We start from the raw sequence: 18,142 nt of genomic DNA on the forward strand, positions 1-18,142 counted from the left end.
TATTTGTGAGCAATTTAAAAATTAATATCCAAAAATCCATAAAAATAGAAATATGACTCTAATAAAATCAATATCAGGAATTCGTGGGACAATAGGAGGTAAAGTTGGTGATAATCTTACGCCGGTTGATGCGGTTAAATTTGCTTCAGCTTATGGAACTTGGTTAAAAAAATATATAGGAAAAGAAAAAATAACTGTTGTTGTAGGTCGTGATGCTCGTATTTCGGGGCCAATGATTCACAATTTAGTGGTGAATACTTTAATTGGTTTAGGAATTGATGTGATTGATTTAGGTCTTTCTACAACGCCAACCGTTGAAGTGGCTGTTCCATTAGAAAAAGCGGAAGGTGGAATTATCCTTACTGCTTCGCATAATCCAAAACAATGGAATGCTTTAAAACTATTGAACGAGAAAGGAGAGTTTCTGAATGGAGAAGAAGGGCTAAAAATTCTTGAAATTGCTGATGCAGAAGCTTTCGATTTTTCGGATGTGGACGATTTAGGGGCCATTATGATTAACGATGCTTATATGGATATTCATATTGATGAAGTATTGAATTTGCCTTTAGTAGATGTTGATGCAGTAAAAGCAGCTAAGTTAAAAGTGGTAGTTGATGGTGTAAATTCTTCGGGAGGAATTATTATTCCTAGATTATTGGAATTAATGGGTGTTGAAGTAGTTAAATTATATTGTGAACCGAATGGTCATTTTCCTCATAATCCTGAACCCTTAAAAGAACATTTGACTGATATTTCAGAATTAGTGGTTAAAGAAAAAGCTGATTTAGGAATCGTGGTTGATCCTGATGTGGATCGTTTGGCTTTTATTTGCGAAGACGGTGAAATGTTTGGTGAGGAATATACTTTGGTGGCTTGTGCCGATTATGTATTGAGTAAAACACCAGGGAATACAGTTTCTAATATGTCTTCTTCCCGTGCATTGCGTGATGTAACTAATATGCATAACGGAAGCTATGAAGCAAGTGCCGTAGGTGAAGTGAATGTAGTGGAGCTAATGAAGAAGAACAATGCTGTAATAGGAGGTGAAGGAAACGGCGGAATCATATATCCGGAGCTGCATTACGGTCGTGATAGTTTGGTGGGAGTGGCGCTGTTTTTAACACATTTGGCCAACAAAAAAATGACAGTTTCTGCTTTGCGTGCTTCGTATCCCGAATATTATATGAGCAAAAACAAAATTGAATTGACACCACAAATTGATGTTGATGCAATTCTTGTAGCCATGACAGAGAAATACAAAAATGAAGATATCACCACTATTGACGGTGTGAAAATTGACTTTGCTGAAAATTGGGTTCACCTAAGAAAATCAAATACTGAACCAATTATTCGTATTTATACGGAAGCTGCTTCACAAGAAAAAGCGGATGCTTTGGCACAACGAATCATTGATGAGATAAAAGAAATAGCTGGAATATAATATCATTATTTATTAAAAAAGTTAACCCTTTCAAATCGTATTTTGAAAGGGTTAACTTTTTTAATAAATAATTTTTATAAAGCGAAAGTTGCTTGTTCATTTTTATAAATCATTTTTTATGTCTAGGGTCATCGGCAGGATTAATGTAGATGATTCCCCAAGGACCTATGCCATGTAATTGAATGATGCATTCTTCCTTTGTGAAGAAATAGTGATGTGTTCCGGTTTTCATTACTGCAAACCTCCTGTTGTCATTTTCTTTGCTTCTTTTTCATTAAATTTATCTCCAATTCCCATATAGCAGGAACCTTTAATAACAGTAATGTGCTCATCGGCTGGATGCCAATGCGGCATTATCTTATAATTGGCGGGAATTTTTGCGCGAATCGTAAATAATCCTGCTACGCTTGGGTTTCCTTCTATAACAGCTGCTTTTGAACCAGGTGGCAAACCCGGAGGAGCTGGACCCCACTTAATATCATTGGGCATAATCATGATATGGTCTGCAGGCATTTTCATCACTTGTGCCTGAATCTGTGCAACTACGCTGAAGATACTTAATAGCATCAAGGCAGCTATTTTTTGTATTGCTTTCATTTTCATTGTTATTTTGAGATCATTTTTTTATGAGGATTCGATTTGAGATTAAGAACTAAAAGACAAATGGAAACCTTATGGATATTTGTATTTTGTTAAACGATATAGATTCGAATAAATTAGAGATGAACTATCTTACTGAGGCAGGTTCATCTCATAGGTATTTTAACGGACTGTTAGGTGTTCAATGAACAGCATTGCCAGAATATTCATAATGAAGTGGCAATACAGTAGGTTGAGTTGGCGTAATACCATTTTTAGTAAGAATAGGAGCTAACGTTTGTCCAAATTCATTAAACTTATCAGCATTTTCCCAAACATCTATCACTTTTAAACCTTTTCCAGCCTGAGCGCTCACATGATATTCCAATCCTTTTGGATTTTCATGACCCGCTGTACGCAAATCCTGCCATATTTGGTCATATTGTTTTGATGTCATTTCAGGAAATTCGTACTGAACCATTATTTTTTTCATATTTTCCATTTTGTTATTTTTTATTCTTCTACTCGTGTGGCTTTTCGATGACGCCCCGTTTTTTTAGTGGCTGCTGGTCTCCACTTTTATAGGTAATAATTATCGATTGGTTAGTTCTTAGTTTTAATTTTTTTCATGATATTAGCGCTTAAGTGTCTTATTATTTTAGTCTGTTTAATAAATTCAAAGAAAAGAACTTTACAAAAGAAAATCTCGATTGCATATACTCTTGAACACATTTCAAATCTAATATTTTTAGATGATAAAAATCTAAACAAAAATACGACTATTTAATATTTAATTAATTGGTTATTAGGTAAATATGGTTGTTTTTTGAATTTAATTACTTTAGATAAAAAAAGCATTATTAAAACATTGTTAAGTAAAATGTTTCTATAGAAGTAAACGGAGAATTAATGAAATAAGGCATTTTTTTATTCAAAAAATAAGCTTGAATTTATCTCAAATTAAGTCAGGAATGACCTTATCAGTAATTGTATTTTAACTGAAGAAATCATTTTCAGAAACTATATTGTAAAACTTATAAAAATAACAAGGTTATGATTTAATCAGACAAATAATTAAATATTAAAAAGGGTAGAGTTGTAAATCAACTCACATTAAAATAAATATTAAAAATTCACTCTAAAACTTATATTTGGCGTTAAGCCTAATGATTTGTTATTTACTTGAACAGCATCATTAGAGTCATTTGGATTGACTTTGTAATACCTATTGATAACATTATTTTGATTGGTAGCATTAATTACACCCATAGTAAACGAAGCTTTAATAGATTCCGACAGATTAAAATTATAATTTAAGGAAGCGTCTAAACGCATGAAATCAGCTAGATTTTCACTGTTTGGCGAACCATAATTTACCATTGTATTATTTCCTTTTTGGATGGTTTCTTTATCTACAATTGGTTTTGTATAAGGCTGCCCATTTCTCCAAATACCGCCAACAGCTATTTTTAGATTTTTAAATATATTGTAATAGAAACCTAAAGATACAGAATGTCTTATATCTACATTATTGGGAAAAGTTGAAGGAGTAAAAGTATCAAATTTATAGTCATTTGTACTGAAAGTATAACTGACCCAAACACTATATTGATAAGCTGTTTTATTGGCTAAAAATTCCAAACCTTTTGCAGTGTAACTTCCATTCGCATTATTAAACTGAAAACTATTATAAAAACCTTGATTGGAAGCAGTAATACCATCTACAATTTTATAAAAACCTGTAGCCTCAATATTTAGTTTGTTTTTATTGAATTCCACACCAAAAGATCCTTGTTTACTCGTTGCAATAGGTATATCTTTATTTGTGACTAAAACCCAACGTCTTTTTTCTACACCTAAGAAATCATCTTCAAAATCCACGATTTGAGTAGTAGATTGATTTTTAAATTCCCCTTCTAATTTTAAAGCAAATTGATTTGATAATTTTTGTCTGATATTTATTCGTGGCTCAACCAAAAACTTTTCAAATTTTTGAAAATAATTCAAACGCAATCCCACTCTCAAATAGGTATTATTCTTATTGTATTCCACTTCTGAAAATAAGGCGTGATTCAATAGAACATCTTTTTTAGTGCTAGAGTAAAACGGAGCACTAACGGTGGTTTGATTTAACATCCCCGTTTCATTATATTGGTAACCAAACAAGAAATTTAAGTTGTCATTTGTTTTGTAATAGGTATTTAATTTTACTCCTGTTTCCAGAACTTCATTGGCTTCGGTTAAGCGCTGGTCTGTTTCCACTCTATAATCGGTAGCGTCAATATTGTATCTGGAAAAGTAAGTAATTAGGTTTGTGCTTAATTTTGGACTCCATTGTCCTTTCCAGTTTCCTCCATAGCCAATATTTTTCTGGGATAAATTACTAACTTTAGACTCGGTTTCGTTTGAGTTAGTAATACGACGTTCCGAATAATCCAAAGCGTTATTGATACCAATAATATTGGCTCTAAATTGATGTTTTTCATTTAAATCAAAAAGCAATTTAGCGGTGTAATCATAAAAGTAAAAATCAGAAGAAGTATCCTTTTGGTTACTATCCGTATTGATTTCAGTGTCTTGAAAACTTCGTTCAAAATATTTAGTGTAAGTTGGAGATTTAAACAAATCGGTAATGGAACGACGTCCTGAAATATGTAACTCTAATTTTTTAGTTATTGGAATCTCTAAAAAGGCATCAGCACTTATTAAATTAATTCCTCCGCCACCAGAAAAAACAGTTGTAACATCGTCTTTGGTCTGCATGTTTATGGTACTGGAAACTCCATCGCTGTATTCAGCACTTGTTCCGTTTTTACTAACGATTACTTTATTGGTAAGATTCGGGTTGTAAGCAGATATTAATCCAAAGAAATGACCGGAATGATACATTTTGATATTATCCCAAAGCACTAAATTTTGATCGTTAGTTCCGCCACGCACATTAATATTGGCTATACTTTCATTGGTACTTTCAACCCCAGGAAGTACTTGAATGGATTGCAAAATGTCTGGTTCTATTTGTCCGGGAAGAATACCAAATTTTTTAGTGTTTAAAACAGTGCTTCCATCTAAATATTTTTGTAATCCAGGAGTTAAATAGACATTTATCAAAACTTGATTCAATTCTTCATTTTTTGTGGAAAGAATAATTTCTTTGCAATTATTTTGTGCTGAAAACAACTCTTTAGCTGCCAATTGTCTGGATTCAAAACCTAAATAGGAAATGGTTAGCGTTGCATTTATTGGAATATTCGGTAAATTGAATTTACCATTTTGATCTGTAATTGTATTTCTTCCGATGTCATTTACAACTACTGAAGCACCAATAAGAGGAGACTTTTTTTCGTTGGATAAAACAATTCCGCAAATGGATATTGTTTTGTTTAGCACCGAAACGGTAACATATCGATTGTCTAAAGCTTTGAAATTTAAAAGTGTTTTCGAGTTCAGATAATCAATTGTTTCTTGTAATGTAAATGAAGGATTCGGTTTTTCAATTGCAATAGTGGCTATATCTTCAACAGCATACGAAAACTTAACATCAAATTGTTTTTCGATGGAAACAATAACCTCAGTTAGAGCTGTTTTTTTAGCTGTATTTTGTCCATAACAAATACAACCCATACAAAGCAGTAGATAAACCAGCCATTTATTTAACACCATAATTGTAAAATATAACGGTTTTGCCTTCAATCCTGTAACTTAATTTAAGCGGAATTGTAACTGCTTGAAGCGCAATTTCTTTATTAGTATGTGTAAAACTTCCCGTAAACAGTTTTGAAGTATCTACATCTTCTTTTTTAATTTTTATATCGTACTGACGCTCTAGTTCTGCAATAACCTGATTTAAAGGAATTCGATTAAAACTCGATTCTTGTTGAATCCAAGAAGGGTTTTTGGCATTAAAATCTTCAACATTTTCAATTGAGCCATTTATAACTCGGAATGTTTTGCCAGGAGGCAATTTAACGGTTTTATTATTGTAAGTCACACTTACTAATCCTTCATAGCAATTAACTTCAAAATAATTTTTGCGTTCTTTTACATTAAAATGTGTGCCTAAAACTTTTACTACTCCAACCTTTGTATTTACACTAAAAGTTTGCCCTTTTTGTACCTTAAAGTAAGCTTCTCCTTCTAACGTTAAATCTCTTTTATCCGCCCATTTTTTTTCATTAAAAGTTAATTTTGAAGCGGAGTTTAATATCACTTCAGAATTATCAGGTAGCGTAACCGTTTTGGTTTGTGCTATTTGAGTTTCGAAAGATTTAGTATTGTTAAAAAACAAGAAATAAGCAGAGGTTAACATAATAACCAGAATGGCAGCGACTCTATAGAATGTTTTGAAATTTAATGATCTAACTTTTGTTTTCTTTTTAGAATGGTTTCGAGCCTTAAAAGCTTCTAAAGCAGCTTGGGCATCTACTTTTGGTGTTTCCAATTGTGATGCATAATGAGCAATCTTTTCAAGTGTTTTCAAATCTTCAGATTGTTTTAAATCTTCAATTTCTTTGCTTGAAAGCTCATTATTTAACCATTTTAATATCTCTTTTTCATTTTTCATTTTATATCTCTATGTTTATAAGACAACTAACGTTTAAATTACCCTACAGCTTAATGACTAATTTATATATTTTCTATTTGGGCTTTTAATATTTGTAGTGCCCCAGACATTCTTTTTTCTACAGTTTTTTGAGAAATATCGAGTAATTCAGCTATTTCCCTGTACTTTTTTCCATCTATTCGATTCAATAAAAATACTTCTCGCTGTGCTTCACTCAATGATGCGATAGCTTTAGTGAGTTTTTGTTTGAATTCTTCTTCTTCGAATAAATATTCAGGACTTTGATTATTCGTATCAAAGTTAGGTGCATCTTTAGCGTACCTTAATACCACTTTTTGATGCTTTATAGTATTTAGAAATAAATTATTGATGCTGGTAAACAAATACGTTTTTACTTTACTAAAATCAATTTTAGAACAATTCTCCCAGATTTTGGTAAACGCATCTTGTACCAAATCTGAAGCAGCTTCATCATCACCACATTTGTAATACGCAAAATTATTTGCTGATTGGACATGCTTTAAGTAAAAGTCTCTAAAGTGATTTTCTTCGCAAAGTGTACTTTTTTCGTCGCTCATTGAGTATTAATTCATTTTTTGTAGGCTGTAAATGTAAATTATTTTTTCAAAAAGCAATTATGTTAATTAGAATTGCTTTTTTATTAAAAATATCTATAAATTTAATTTGCTTATTGTTAGTGTTTTATGGTTTTTATTTGTAAAATTTTATATTTTTTTTAAATTTTTGGTAGGGTAAAAATAAGCGTAGTTGTCTTACTAATAGAAAGGCGCTAAAAAACATCGCTTGTAAATATAAAAATACATTAAATTTGAAAATTATGAAAAAATTAAAAATTGTTACAGGAATTGCATTGATGGCTATATTAGGTTTTACATCATGCCAAAGTGAAGTTAATGACGTACAAGGAGAGAATCCAAATACAAATTCGGCTAATTCAACTACAACAAGTAATCTAAAACGTACTTCGATGTATGATGGTTCTTTTGATGATTTCTTGGATGGAGCATCATGTTCTTCCATTTTATTACCAGCTACCGCTAAAGTAAATGGTGTTCAGGTTACCATTTTTAGTCAATTAGATTACCAACAAGTTATTTCTATTTTTGGACAGTCAAATAATGACCAAGATACCGTTGTATTACAATTTCCTTTAAGAGTTAGATTAAGTAATTATACAGAGGCCACTGTTAATAATCAAACAGAATATAATGCTATCCTTAATGCATGTACATCTGCGGAAGCTTCTGGCCAAGATGCTATTTCTTCAGTAAATATTAGCTTCCCAATTACAATTTTAACGTATAATTTAAGTTTACAACAAACAGGAAGTATTGTGATCACATCCGAACAACAATTATATACGTATATGTCTAATGTAAGCAGTACGGAATTATTTTCAGTAAGCTATCCAATTTCAGTGACAATTGCTGATGGAACGAAATCAACTGTTTCAAGTGATGCTGAATTGCAATCAGCTATTACTGCATCTCTAAAGACAGAAGCAACGATGAAAGCAGCAGTTGAAAATTCAAAAAAATTAGAAACGATTTTAGTTAATGGAAAGTTTAAAGTAGATTCATTTATAAGCGCAGGAGTTAACTCGGCAACAAATTACAAAGATTTCACGGTAGATTTTGCAAATAATTTATCAGTAACAGCCATAAATCTATTGAGTACAACTGTGAATGGGACTTATGCGGTAAGTTCGGAATTAGATGTTTTCCTAAAACTAAATTTTTCAGGAAATGCTACGTTTGCTTTATTGAATAATAATTGGAAAGTAACAAGTTTTACTGCAACAACAATATCATTGCAAAGTACAACTAATGCAGCAGTTACATTAGTATTGAAACAAATATAGGCTATATCTTAGTTGGTGTTTTTATAAAGAGCAGCTACTTAACATGATGTAGCTGTTCTTTAAAAATAAACTAATAATATAAAAGAGAATAATGAAAAAAGGAATTGTAATTCTAATAATGGGTTTGGTGCTATTTGTGTCCTGTTCAAAAGATGATGCTCTTAATACTAGTGAAACTATAAATTCTGTTGCTAATAAACAAACAACCGGAAGTTCTTCGAATGATTTATTATCGGATAAAAAGTTTACCAGCATGGTTGTAGAAGTAGTTTACGTTCAAGGCTTTGAACCATCAACAACTGCAATTAATAATTTTGTGTCTTTTCTTAATGCCAGAACTTATAAACCAAACGGAATAAGTATTGTAAAAAGAGCTATTCCTTCAACTGGTAAAGCAACTTTTACCGACAAGGAAATTGTAGCAATTGAAGATGCTAACCGAACAAAATTCAATACATCAAATCAAATTGCAGTTTGGTTATTTTTTACAGATGGGAAATCATCGAGTGACACCAGTACTGCAGTTGTCTTGGGTACAGCTTATAGAAATACCTCTTTAGTTATTTATGAGCAGACAGTTCAAGGTTTGAGCGATAGTCCATTTGAGCCTAATAGAAGCTTATTAGAGACTACAGTCATTAGCCATGAGTTTGGACATATTTTAGGGCTTACTAATTTAGGAGCACCTTTACAAAGTAACCATGAAGATACTTCACATCCAAAACATTGTAATGTAGAAAGTTGCTTGATGTATTGGTCTTCCGAAACTGGGAATGGTATTGCTAATATGGTTTCTGGTGGTTCAGCTCCACAACTGGATGCACAATGTCTTGCAGATCTTCGTGCCAATGGTGGAAAATAATTTAATAAAAAATTAGAAAATTTATGAAAAAGCAGCATTTGACAATAGCTTTATTTTTGGGAATAGTATTCTCAATAAACGCACAAATGAAAACAACGCATAAATCGAATGCCGGTATAAAAGGAGGATATAATTTAGCTGCGGTAAGTTTTGATGGAGATGGAGAAACAGAACAACGACATAGCTTTCACGTAGGTATTTATGGAGAGGAATTTATAAGTGAAAGCTTTTCTATCCAACCTGAATTGTTATATTCTCAACAAGGATATGTAATTACAAATAGCAGTGGGACTTTTACCCAAAAACTGAATTATATCAATTTACCGCTAATGCTGAAAGCTTATCCTTCCCAAAACTTCTTTTTAGAAGCAGGACCACAAATAGGATTAGCTGTTTCGCATAAAGAAGAATATGATGGTCTTTTTAGCAGTTCACAACAGTATGATCCTAATAGTTTTGATTGGGGAGTTAATTTTGGAGGAGGTTTTAAAACCGATTCTGGAGTAAGTTTAGGTGTACGTTACCATTTAGGTTTAGGAGATTTATATGATGACGGGAAAGCTAAAAACAGAGTTTGGCAATTTTCAGTAGGTTTTGATTTATAAGTTTGCAAACAATAAAATTCAAATGCCCAAGAATTTCTTGGGCATTTTTTTTAAATATATTTGAAAGTAAGCTTAAAATGAGATTTTATAAATTAACCCAGCAGTAAATTCTCTGGTCAATCCGTCAGGTCTAATAGTTCTCACAACAAATGGTGTTGCCAATGATAATTCAAGACTATTTTTAGAATTAATCCTATACGCACCAATCAAATTTCCGTTAATAGTCAATCCATCGGAGCCTATAATGGTTTCCCTTTTTCCAAAAGCATTTTCAAAATTGTCTTCTCCTAAATGATAAATGAATAGCACATTAGGTTTGAAAGTAAATTTTTTATTAGTTGTTTGAATCGTATAAGTAGTGCGGAATAAAGCATCTGATTTTCTTTCGAATAAATTAGTGGAAGGAAAATCATTTGTATCAGAAAACTCCTTGAAATAGGAATTTTTATTGTTATTAAAAACAGGAATTTGGATTCCAGTATTAAAATCCCATTTTTTATAATTGAGATTAGCACCAACAATCAAGTCAAAAGTTCCTAAACTCGATTGATAATCTAATGGAAGAGAAAAGCCATTAATTTTTTGATTCGAACTGGTAAAAGGTATTTTAAATCCCAATAGCGTACTCCATTGTGTTTTCGTTTTTTTATTCCAATTGTAATTCCCAATCAAATACCCATCACCCAAAGCGCCTCGTTTACCAAAACTTCCGTTTGCAACTGAATATGTGATTTTAGAACTCAGTGACAATCGTTCATTCACAGTTCTTGTATAGGTTATGTAAGGTGAAAAATAAGTAACATCAGCTTCTCCAGCGCCAAAAATACTTCCTATTTCAATCCCATTTTTGAATTCTTTCTCTGATGTTTGAAAACTATGCCCAATGGAACAAACGCCAGCGTCACTGCAACCTTGTGAATAGGATAGCGTATTGCTAAATATTGCAATAGCAACACTAAATAGTAATTTTTTCATGAGTTTGGTTTTAATTTTTAGATAATTGTGCTATTGCAAAAAGATGATTGTATTGCTGACAATGAATCAATACATATTTATAGGCTGAAACATCAACTTGTGAAGGAATTATATACACTCTTGCGGAAGTTAAATTACCTAAATTCACAAAATCCGAAGGTGTAGTTGTTTTAGAAAGATATACTTTTAAATCAGGTCCATTAGAAATGCTAAAGTTTTCTAATTGTACTTCATTTTTATCGGTACTCAAATAAATTTTAGCTGAACCGGTAACGGTTATTCCTGAAGTTGGAGTGAAATCACCTATAAAGATAGGAGGTGTACTTTCAGGAATTGTAGTGCTTAACTCAGGATTATGTGTCAAATCGCCTTCGACTTCGCAAGAAAATAGAATTAGAAAAAGCGGGAGTATAAAAACAAGTTTTTTCATAGTCAAATATGATTTTAATTCATTCGGAATTGATTACTCAAATTTAAAATGAATCAAAATCATATTTTGTCAGCTACTTTACATTTTGTGGGAATTTATATAAAAGATGATTTTGAGCTGTATTATTAAGCTTTATTGTTTTTTTGGGAAACAAAAAATACGGGTATTATTTTATAATTTGGACTCTGTTTTAGAAACGTGTTTCATATTCTCTAAATAGGACTCGATGTTTATTTTTAATTTATTGATACGAGAATAATCATTTCCATTAAAAATGATGTAAAGTACGGTAAGAGCAGAAATTATGTAAATAACCACACCCGATGTTGCGAAAAGATTAAAGGATATTATAGTGATAATGATACAAAATAATAGTCCAAATATTTTTAATGAATTTTCAGGATTTGATTGGGTAGTATTATTTTCAATAATTTCAGGTAACTGGTTTAATAATGAATCAATATCGGGTTCGCAAATTTCATTTTTTTTCAAATCGGTTATCAAATCTTCAACAGTTTTTATTTTCTTGTTTTTAGAATAGAGATAAGGGAATATCTCATTAATAAAATTTTGATTTCTTAAATCTTGAATATTTCCAATCAACATTTTAACTTCATTGGGTAAATCCTTTCTTATCGCAATTTCTTTTTTTAAAGCACTGAAAGTTGGTATCGTTAATGAGTCTACATTGTTATAAATATATTGAGTTAATTCGTCCTCTGATAAATGATGTAGTTTTTCTTCTAATACGCTGTTATCATTCATAATTTTTGTGGTATTTATTGATGAATATTGGATTGATTTCTATTTCTTTTACAAAAGTATTTCCTTTGTTTATTATTACTTTACGGGAAACCTCATTGACAATAAAAATTATTCTGAAATCTTTAAAAAAATAGCCGAAACTTAGAAATAACAAACTTCAAATTATAAATTCAATAAAATAATAATATCTTTGATTCAAATTAAATAATGATGACCACTATCGAAAAGCCAACTCAGTTAGAACTTTATTTCCAACAGTTTCGTGAGAATATAATTGGAATTAATCAAGAGTTTGAATCACCTTACGGACAAAAGCAAATTATCTATACGGATTGGACAGCGAGTGGTCGTTTGTATCGTCCTATTGAAGAGAAATTGATGAATGAGTTTGGTCCTTTTGTGGCCAATACCCATACTGAAACTACAGTTTCTGGAACTGCTATGACTAAAGCCTATCATCAGGCTAGACATATTATTAAACATCATGTACATGCTAATAATGATGATGTTTTAATCACTGATGGAACGGGAATGACAGGTGTTGTCAATAAGTTCCAACGTATTTTGGGTTTGAAAGTACCAGAAAATTTGAAGGATTTTATTACTATTCCTGCCGAAAAGAGACCTGTTGTCTTTATTTCGCACATGGAACACCATTCTAATCAAACGTCTTGGTTAGAAACTATTGCTGATGTTGAAGTAATTCCATCCACTGAAGATGGATTATTCAGTATTGTAAATCTACAAGTGTTATTAGAAAAATATAAAGACAGAAGCTTCAAAATTGCTTCTATCACTTCTTGTTCAAACGTTACTGGAATCAGAACACCTTATCACGAAGCCGCAAAGTTAATGCATCAACATAACGGACTTTGTTTTGTTGATTTTGCCTGTTCAGGGCCGTATGTAAAAATAGACATGCATCCTGAAGATCCGGAAAGTTATTTGGATGCAATTTTCTTTTCTCCCCATAAATTTCTTGGAGGACCAGGAACTTCGGGGGTTTTGGTTTTTAATAAAAAATTATATCAAAATTTGGTTCCGGATTGTCCAGGCGGAGGAACGGTAAGTTGGACTAACCCTTGGGGAGAACATAAATACATTGATAATATTGAAGATAGGGAAGATGGTGGGACCCCAGGATTTCTTCAGGTGATAAAAACGGCTCTTGCGATTCAGTTAAAAGAGAAAATGGGAATTGAAAACATTTTGAAAAGAGAACATGAAATCGTTGATTTTGTTTTTGAATCTCTTGGACATATACCAAATATTAAAATTCTTGCCGGTCAGCATCGAGATAGGTTAGGAGTAATCTCCTTCTTTGTAGAAGATTTACATTTTAATTTGGGAGTAAAATTATTGAATGATAAATTCGGAATTCAAACTCGTGGCGGTTGTAGTTGTGCGGGGACTTATGGACATTTTCTACTGCACGTAGATCAGGAAACTTCTCATAAACTCATTGATGAAATTACCTTGGGTGATTTAATTAGAAAACCGGGTTGGATTAGAATGTCAATTCATCCTACAACCACTAATGCCGAAATTGAATTTGTTTGTAATGGAATTAAAGCATTGGCTGAAAACCATAAAATTTGGGCTTTAGACTATAATTACAATTCAACTACAAATGAGTTTGTACACAAACAAGCACAATCTTTAGAAGATGAATTGGTAAAAAACTGGTTTTCATTATAATACGGAGGTTCTAGTGAATTAAATCTTTAGCAAAAAAAATCATTTATTCAAAAACTACATTGCTTTTGAATAAATGATTTTTTTTATTTTCAAGAAATTATTTTTTTCTGTGTTTCCATCTTTTATGTGTCCAAAAATAATATTCAGGAGCTTCAAGGATTTGCTTTTCGACTTCTTGAATAAAAGTATGTGTAATCCCAAAATCCGGAATTGATTTAGGATTATCAGTAATAGGAATCAATGTTGCTTGATAATAGCCTCTTTTTATTTTTTTTACTTTTGCAAAAACTACATTCAAATCATATTTCTTGGCTAACATTTCGGCCCCTGTGTGAACGGGAACTTCAATACCCATGAAAGAGTCCCAATGAAATATTCTATCGGCTTTTGGGGATTGATCACTGGCTAAACCATATACAGAAAGAATATTTTCTCTTTGGTTTTGTGCAATCAATGGAATAGTTTTATTGGTGACAACTAATTGTGTATTGTATTTTGATCGAATATCTCTAATGAGTTTATCAAAATATTTATTATTTATTTTTTTATAAACACCTACACCTTGGTATGTTATTTTTTGGTTAAGGGTAATCAACCATTCCCAACTCGCATAATGAGAAGCCAAAAGCATTATGCTTTTTCCTTTCTTCTCATATTCTTTAATTACTTCCAGATTTGTTATTGTAAATCTCTTGTTCATTTCTTCAGATGAAATGGTCATGGTTTTAATCATTTCAAGAAACATATCACATAAATGTTGATAGGATTTTTTCTCTATAATAAGACGTTCTTCATCGCTAAGATGAGGTAATGCCATCGCTAGATTTGCTCTTACTGTCTTTTTTCGGTAGCCAATGATGTAATAGACTAAAAAATAAATAGCATCAGATAATAAATAGAAAATTCGAAAAGGAAGAATAGAAACAATCCAAAGAAAAGGATACGCTATAATAAAAATAAGAAATTGCATGCAGTAATTTTTTTTGCAAATATAATGCAAAAATGAACATCCGTATAAATTTTGATTAGTAACTGTATGGCTATTTGAGAATGACTATATTTACGATTCACAATAAACAAACTTTATGAATGTCATTTTAATTGCAATAATTGTTGTAAATATTTTAATTAGTTACAAGGGATTTAATGATCTTTCCTTTTTTAGAAAATACGAATTTCATGTTGGAAGTATTCGTTCAGGCGAACAAATAAGAATGGTATCATCTGGTTTTCTTCACGCTGATTTACCGCATTTGATTTTTAATATGCTGACGCTTTATTTTTTTGCACCAGTTGTTATCGAATATTTAGGTAGTATCTCGTTTGTGTTAGTTTATTTTGGGAGTTTAGTTTTTGGAAGTTTGTTGACCATGCTTTTTCATAAAAACGATTATAGTTATAGAGCTGTTGGTGCATCGGGGGCAGTAACGGGAGTTTTATATTCAGCAATATTATTACAACCTGATATGATGTTAGGGATATTTTTCATTATTCCAATTCCTGCTTATCTTTTTGGAATTTTATACTTATTGTATTCTATCTACGGTATGAAAGCTAAGAATGATAACATTGGTCATACGGCCCATTTTGGAGGTGCTGTAGGCGGATATTTGATTACACTTATAAAAGAACCTCAATTATTCGTAGATCATACTTTAATGGTGGTATTACTGGCTATTCCTATTGTTGTTCTTTTTGTGATGGAAAAAATGGGAAAACTATAATGGCATAACTTTTGAAAGAGAATTACAACAAAAAACAATTAAAATAAAATTAAGATGAAAAAAGCTGTACTAATTCTATCTATCATGTTCATGTCTATGTCATATGCGCAAGAAGTTAAGCAAGTTCCACAAATAAGTGTAAATGGAGAAGGGAAAGTAAAGGTTGTTCCGGATCAAGCAACAATATTAGCTACTATTGAAACAAAAGGAAATAATGCCAAAGATGTTAAGAAGCAAAATGATCAAAAGATTGAAGCCGTTTTGAAATTTATAAAAAAAATGAACTTGGCTCCGGCGGATTATAATACCCAACGTGTTTCTCTAAATCCAGAATATGACTATGAAAAAAAGAAACACAATTATAATGCTACACAAACTATCGAAATATTATTGAAAGATTTATCAAAATATGACGAATTGATGGAAGGATTGGTAGACGAAGGAATTAATAGAATTGATAATGTTACCTTTCAATCTTCAAAATTAGCACAATATCAATCAGAGGCAAGAAAATTAGCTATGAAAGAAGCTAAACTAAAAGCAGAGGACTATGTTTCAGTTTTAGGTCAAAAAGTGGGGCGTGCGATGACAGTCTCTGATAACTCTCAAACCTATTATCCACAACCTATTCGATATGCTGCCATGAAAATGGAAATGAGCGATGCGCAGGCTCCAAGAGAAACGCTTGCAGTTGGTGAAATTAATATTACTGCTAATGTTAGTGTGAGTTTTATTTTAGAATAGAAATAGTAAAAATCATAAATTGAAAAGTCCCGTGTCATTCTAAAAATGAGACGGGACTTTTTTTTTGAAATAATATTAAATCTAGACTTTTACAGAATTTTATTTACTAAAAAAAAAACTCTTCAATTGCTTGAAGAGTTTTAGTGGGGAGAGCAGGATTCGAACCTGCGAAGTTTACACAGCAGATTTACAGTCTGCCCTCGTTGGCCGCTTGAGTATCTCCCCAAGACTCAACAAGCATTGCTTATTGTGCTAACCGGGTGCAAATATATAAACTGTTTTGAAGTTTCCAAACTATATTTACACTTAATTTTAGTATTATTTTTAAAGTATTGGTATTGAATAAAATAAAAAAATCTCCACTAGGGAGATTTTTTGTTTTATTCAATTGAAGGAAGTTATTTTGCCAAAAGCGCTATAATTTTTGCTCTTAATTCGTCTCCTCTTAAATCTTGTGCTACTACATTCCCTGAAGCATCAAGAATAAAAGTAGCAGGAATAGATTGAACTTTATATTGAGCAGCTATAGGCTCATCCCAAAATTTTAAATTGGAAATATGATTCCAAGTTAATTTATCTTTTGCAATAGCTTCTTTCCAAGCCTTAGCATCTTTATCTAAAGAAACACCAACGATGTTAAGTCCTTTAGCATGTAATTCTTTATATATAGCAACAACATTTGGATTTTCTTTGCGACATGGTCCACACCAAGATGCCCAAAAATCAACTATTGTAACTTTTCCTAAACATTCTTTCAGGGAAATTACTTTTCCATCAGGATTAGGTCCAGAAAAATCTGCTCTTCATTTAGTTTCAACAGCAGGAGCAGCTGATGGAGCAGTAGGGGCAGCAGCACCTACAGAAGGAGATTTCATTTCAGCAAGTTTAGCTTTTATGGCTTTACCTGGTTTTGTATTTTTTAATGACTCTTCTAAGCTATTGTACATTTTTTCTGATTTTTTAGTATCAGCACTTGGGTCATTAAGCATTCCTTGGATTATTAAAGCAGAAATGAATGATTTTGGATGTGTTTCAGCATAGGTTACATATTTAGCTTTAGAAGCTGTACCTACTTCTTCTTGAATTTTGCCAAATTCTTTCATCAATCCATTGATTACGGCCGTATCTTTAGTTTGTTGAGCAGTATTCATTGCTTGCATGTTTTTCTTCTGAAAATCCATTAATTTCTTTTGAACTTTAGTGATTTCTTGATTGAAAGCAACATATTCATCATTGTTATAAGTTCCAGATACTTTAGATTTTTGTATGCTATCTTTGTTTACAACTATGGTAATATCTCCATTTTCTAAAATAAAAGGTATTTTTTCTTGAACTCCTTCTACTTGTATTGTGTGAAAAGAAGGCTCTACAGCTTTTCCTTTAATTTCAAATTTACCATTTTCAATTTTTACGGTATCAATTGCAGTTAAACCACTACCATTTTCATTTGGCGTTTCTAGAATTACTGTTTTTCCATTTTCAAATCCAGTTGCAGTTCCAGAAATGGTGTATTTATCTTTGGTACAAGAAGTCAGCATTACAACAGCCGAAAGGAATAAAATTATTTTTTTCATTATTAGTTAATTAAGTTAAGTGTGCAAAAGTATTTAAAATTATAAATTATATATAATTTTACTACCTAAATTTTTGTTATAATTTTTTATTCTTAATAAGTATTTAGGACCATTAAAAATAAAATAATTTGAATTACTGTAGTAAACCTAATTTGAAACTTTTTTAAATTATTATTTCTAAATAATAAAATATATAATTTGTTGATTGTTAATATCTTTATTAACGATAAAATTAAAGTTCAGGAATTGGAAGTTAACATAATTAAATATCTAGACCAGGCAGAATATAAATTATTAAG

18 protein-coding genes, 1 tRNA gene and 1 pseudogene are annotated in these 18,142 nt (G+C 31.4%); 7 read left to right on the plus strand and 13 right to left on the minus strand.

Features of this window, described 5'->3' with window-relative positions:
- The first annotated feature begins 52 nt into the window (after positions 1-52).
- Entirely contained in the window at positions 53-1,441 is a 1,389-nt protein-coding gene (gene glmM / locus OA85_RS00625) for a phosphoglucosamine mutase (RefSeq protein WP_039107386.1), read from the plus strand.
- 109 nt (positions 1,442-1,550) lie between these two features.
- On the opposite strand, the gene OA85_RS17695 is transcribed toward glmM, so the two are convergent.
- From OA85_RS17695 to OA85_RS00650, 6 genes are all read right to left on the minus strand, one after another.
- Positions 1,551-1,673, minus strand: coding sequence for a hypothetical protein (locus OA85_RS17695; protein ID WP_255350535.1), 123 nt, complete (start codon positions 1,671-1,673; stop codon positions 1,551-1,553).
- The gene (locus OA85_RS00630; protein WP_156129389.1) at positions 1,673-2,038 is read right to left on the minus strand and encodes a cupin domain-containing protein; all 366 of its coding nucleotides are present in this window, start codon (positions 2,036-2,038) and stop codon (positions 1,673-1,675) included. Before OA85_RS00630 ends, OA85_RS17695 begins: the two co-directional genes overlap by 1 nt.
- 184 nt (positions 2,039-2,222) lie before the next feature.
- Positions 2,223-2,513 (minus strand): hypothetical protein, encoded by a 291-nt coding sequence (locus OA85_RS16930; protein ID WP_197056042.1) that lies wholly within the window; start codon positions 2,511-2,513, stop codon positions 2,223-2,225.
- A gap of 632 nt (positions 2,514-3,145) precedes the next feature.
- Positions 3,146-5,683: a TonB-dependent siderophore receptor gene (locus OA85_RS00640; protein WP_039107388.1), complete on the minus strand. Its 2,538-nt coding sequence runs from the start codon at positions 5,681-5,683 to the stop codon at positions 3,146-3,148.
- The gene (locus tag OA85_RS00645; protein ID WP_039107390.1) at positions 5,670-6,584 is read right to left on the minus strand and encodes a FecR family protein; all 915 of its coding nucleotides are present in this window, start codon (positions 6,582-6,584) and stop codon (positions 5,670-5,672) included. Before OA85_RS00645 ends, OA85_RS00640 begins: the two co-directional genes overlap by 14 nt.
- Positions 6,585-6,646: 62 nt before the next feature.
- A complete protein-coding gene (locus OA85_RS00650) occupies positions 6,647-7,162 on the minus strand; it encodes an RNA polymerase sigma factor (RefSeq protein ID WP_039107392.1) in 516 nt (171 codons plus the stop codon).
- A 260-nt stretch (positions 7,163-7,422) separates the two neighbouring features.
- On the opposite strand from OA85_RS00650, the gene OA85_RS00655 reads away from it, so the two are divergent.
- The 3 genes from OA85_RS00655 (at position 7,423) to OA85_RS00665 (ending at position 9,933) form a co-directional block, all read left to right on the plus strand.
- The gene (locus tag OA85_RS00655) at positions 7,423-8,466 is read left to right on the plus strand and encodes a hypothetical protein (protein WP_039107394.1); all 1,044 of its coding nucleotides are present in this window, start codon (positions 7,423-7,425) and stop codon (positions 8,464-8,466) included.
- A 91-nt stretch (positions 8,467-8,557) separates the two neighbouring features.
- Positions 8,558-9,328 carry a membrane metalloprotease gene (locus OA85_RS00660; protein WP_039107396.1) on the plus strand — a complete coding sequence of 257 codons (771 nt, stop codon included), beginning with the start codon at positions 8,558-8,560 and terminating at the stop codon, positions 9,326-9,328.
- A gap of 23 nt (positions 9,329-9,351) precedes the next feature.
- Entirely contained in the window at positions 9,352-9,933 is a 582-nt protein-coding gene (locus tag OA85_RS00665) for a porin family protein (RefSeq protein ID WP_039107398.1), read from the plus strand.
- A 72-nt stretch (positions 9,934-10,005) separates the two neighbouring features.
- On the opposite strand, the gene OA85_RS00670 is transcribed toward OA85_RS00665, so the two are convergent.
- From OA85_RS00670 to OA85_RS00680, 3 genes are all read right to left on the minus strand, one after another.
- Entirely contained in the window at positions 10,006-10,908 is a 903-nt protein-coding gene (locus OA85_RS00670; protein ID WP_231557052.1) for a hypothetical protein, read from the minus strand.
- A 10-nt stretch (positions 10,909-10,918) separates the two neighbouring features.
- Positions 10,919-11,338, minus strand: a complete 420-nt coding sequence (locus tag OA85_RS16935; protein WP_052257100.1) for a DM13 domain-containing protein — start codon at positions 11,336-11,338, stop codon at positions 10,919-10,921.
- 171 nt (positions 11,339-11,509) lie between these two features.
- Complete coding sequence (locus OA85_RS00680) at positions 11,510-12,103, minus strand: hypothetical protein (protein ID WP_039107402.1); 594 nt, start codon at positions 12,101-12,103, stop codon at positions 11,510-11,512.
- A gap of 210 nt (positions 12,104-12,313) precedes the next feature.
- Here OA85_RS00680 and OA85_RS00685 point away from each other — a divergent pair, with 210 nt between their 5' ends.
- Positions 12,314-13,801 carry an aminotransferase class V-fold PLP-dependent enzyme gene (locus OA85_RS00685; protein WP_039107404.1) on the plus strand — a complete coding sequence of 496 codons (1,488 nt, stop codon included), beginning with the start codon at positions 12,314-12,316 and terminating at the stop codon, positions 13,799-13,801.
- A gap of 97 nt (positions 13,802-13,898) precedes the next feature.
- On the opposite strand, the gene OA85_RS00690 is transcribed toward OA85_RS00685, so the two are convergent.
- Positions 13,899-14,771, minus strand: coding sequence for a lysophospholipid acyltransferase family protein (locus OA85_RS00690; RefSeq protein WP_039107405.1), 873 nt, complete (start codon positions 14,769-14,771; stop codon positions 13,899-13,901).
- A 115-nt stretch (positions 14,772-14,886) separates the two neighbouring features.
- On the opposite strand from OA85_RS00690, the gene OA85_RS00695 reads away from it, so the two are divergent.
- Together OA85_RS00695 and OA85_RS00700 are read left to right on the plus strand one after the other, a co-directional pair.
- Positions 14,887-15,525: a rhomboid family intramembrane serine protease gene (locus OA85_RS00695; RefSeq protein WP_039107406.1), complete on the plus strand. Its 639-nt coding sequence runs from the start codon at positions 14,887-14,889 to the stop codon at positions 15,523-15,525.
- Between the two features lie 54 nt (positions 15,526-15,579).
- Positions 15,580-16,269, plus strand: a complete 690-nt coding sequence (locus tag OA85_RS00700; protein ID WP_039107408.1) for an SIMPL domain-containing protein — start codon at positions 15,580-15,582, stop codon at positions 16,267-16,269.
- A gap of 144 nt (positions 16,270-16,413) precedes the next feature.
- Here the strand turns inward: OA85_RS00700 and OA85_RS00705 are convergent.
- The 3 genes and pseudogenes from OA85_RS00705 to OA85_RS00710 all read right to left on the minus strand — a co-directional run bounded on the left by OA85_RS00705 (position 16,414) and on the right by OA85_RS00710 (position 17,843).
- Positions 16,414-16,494, minus strand: a tRNA-Tyr gene (locus OA85_RS00705).
- Positions 16,495-16,667: 173 nt separating this feature from the next.
- Positions 16,668-17,054, minus strand: a pseudogene (locus tag OA85_RS17750) (TlpA family protein disulfide reductase); the annotation flags it as partial.
- A gap of 18 nt (positions 17,055-17,072) precedes the next feature.
- A complete protein-coding gene (locus OA85_RS00710; protein ID WP_039107409.1) occupies positions 17,073-17,843 on the minus strand; it encodes a DUF4369 domain-containing protein in 771 nt (256 codons plus the stop codon).
- Positions 17,844-18,142: the final 299 nt, after the last annotated feature.

It is taken from the genome of Flavobacterium sp. AED (assembly GCF_000812945.1).
In the GTDB taxonomy this organism is placed as follows: domain Bacteria; phylum Bacteroidota; class Bacteroidia; order Flavobacteriales; family Flavobacteriaceae; genus Flavobacterium.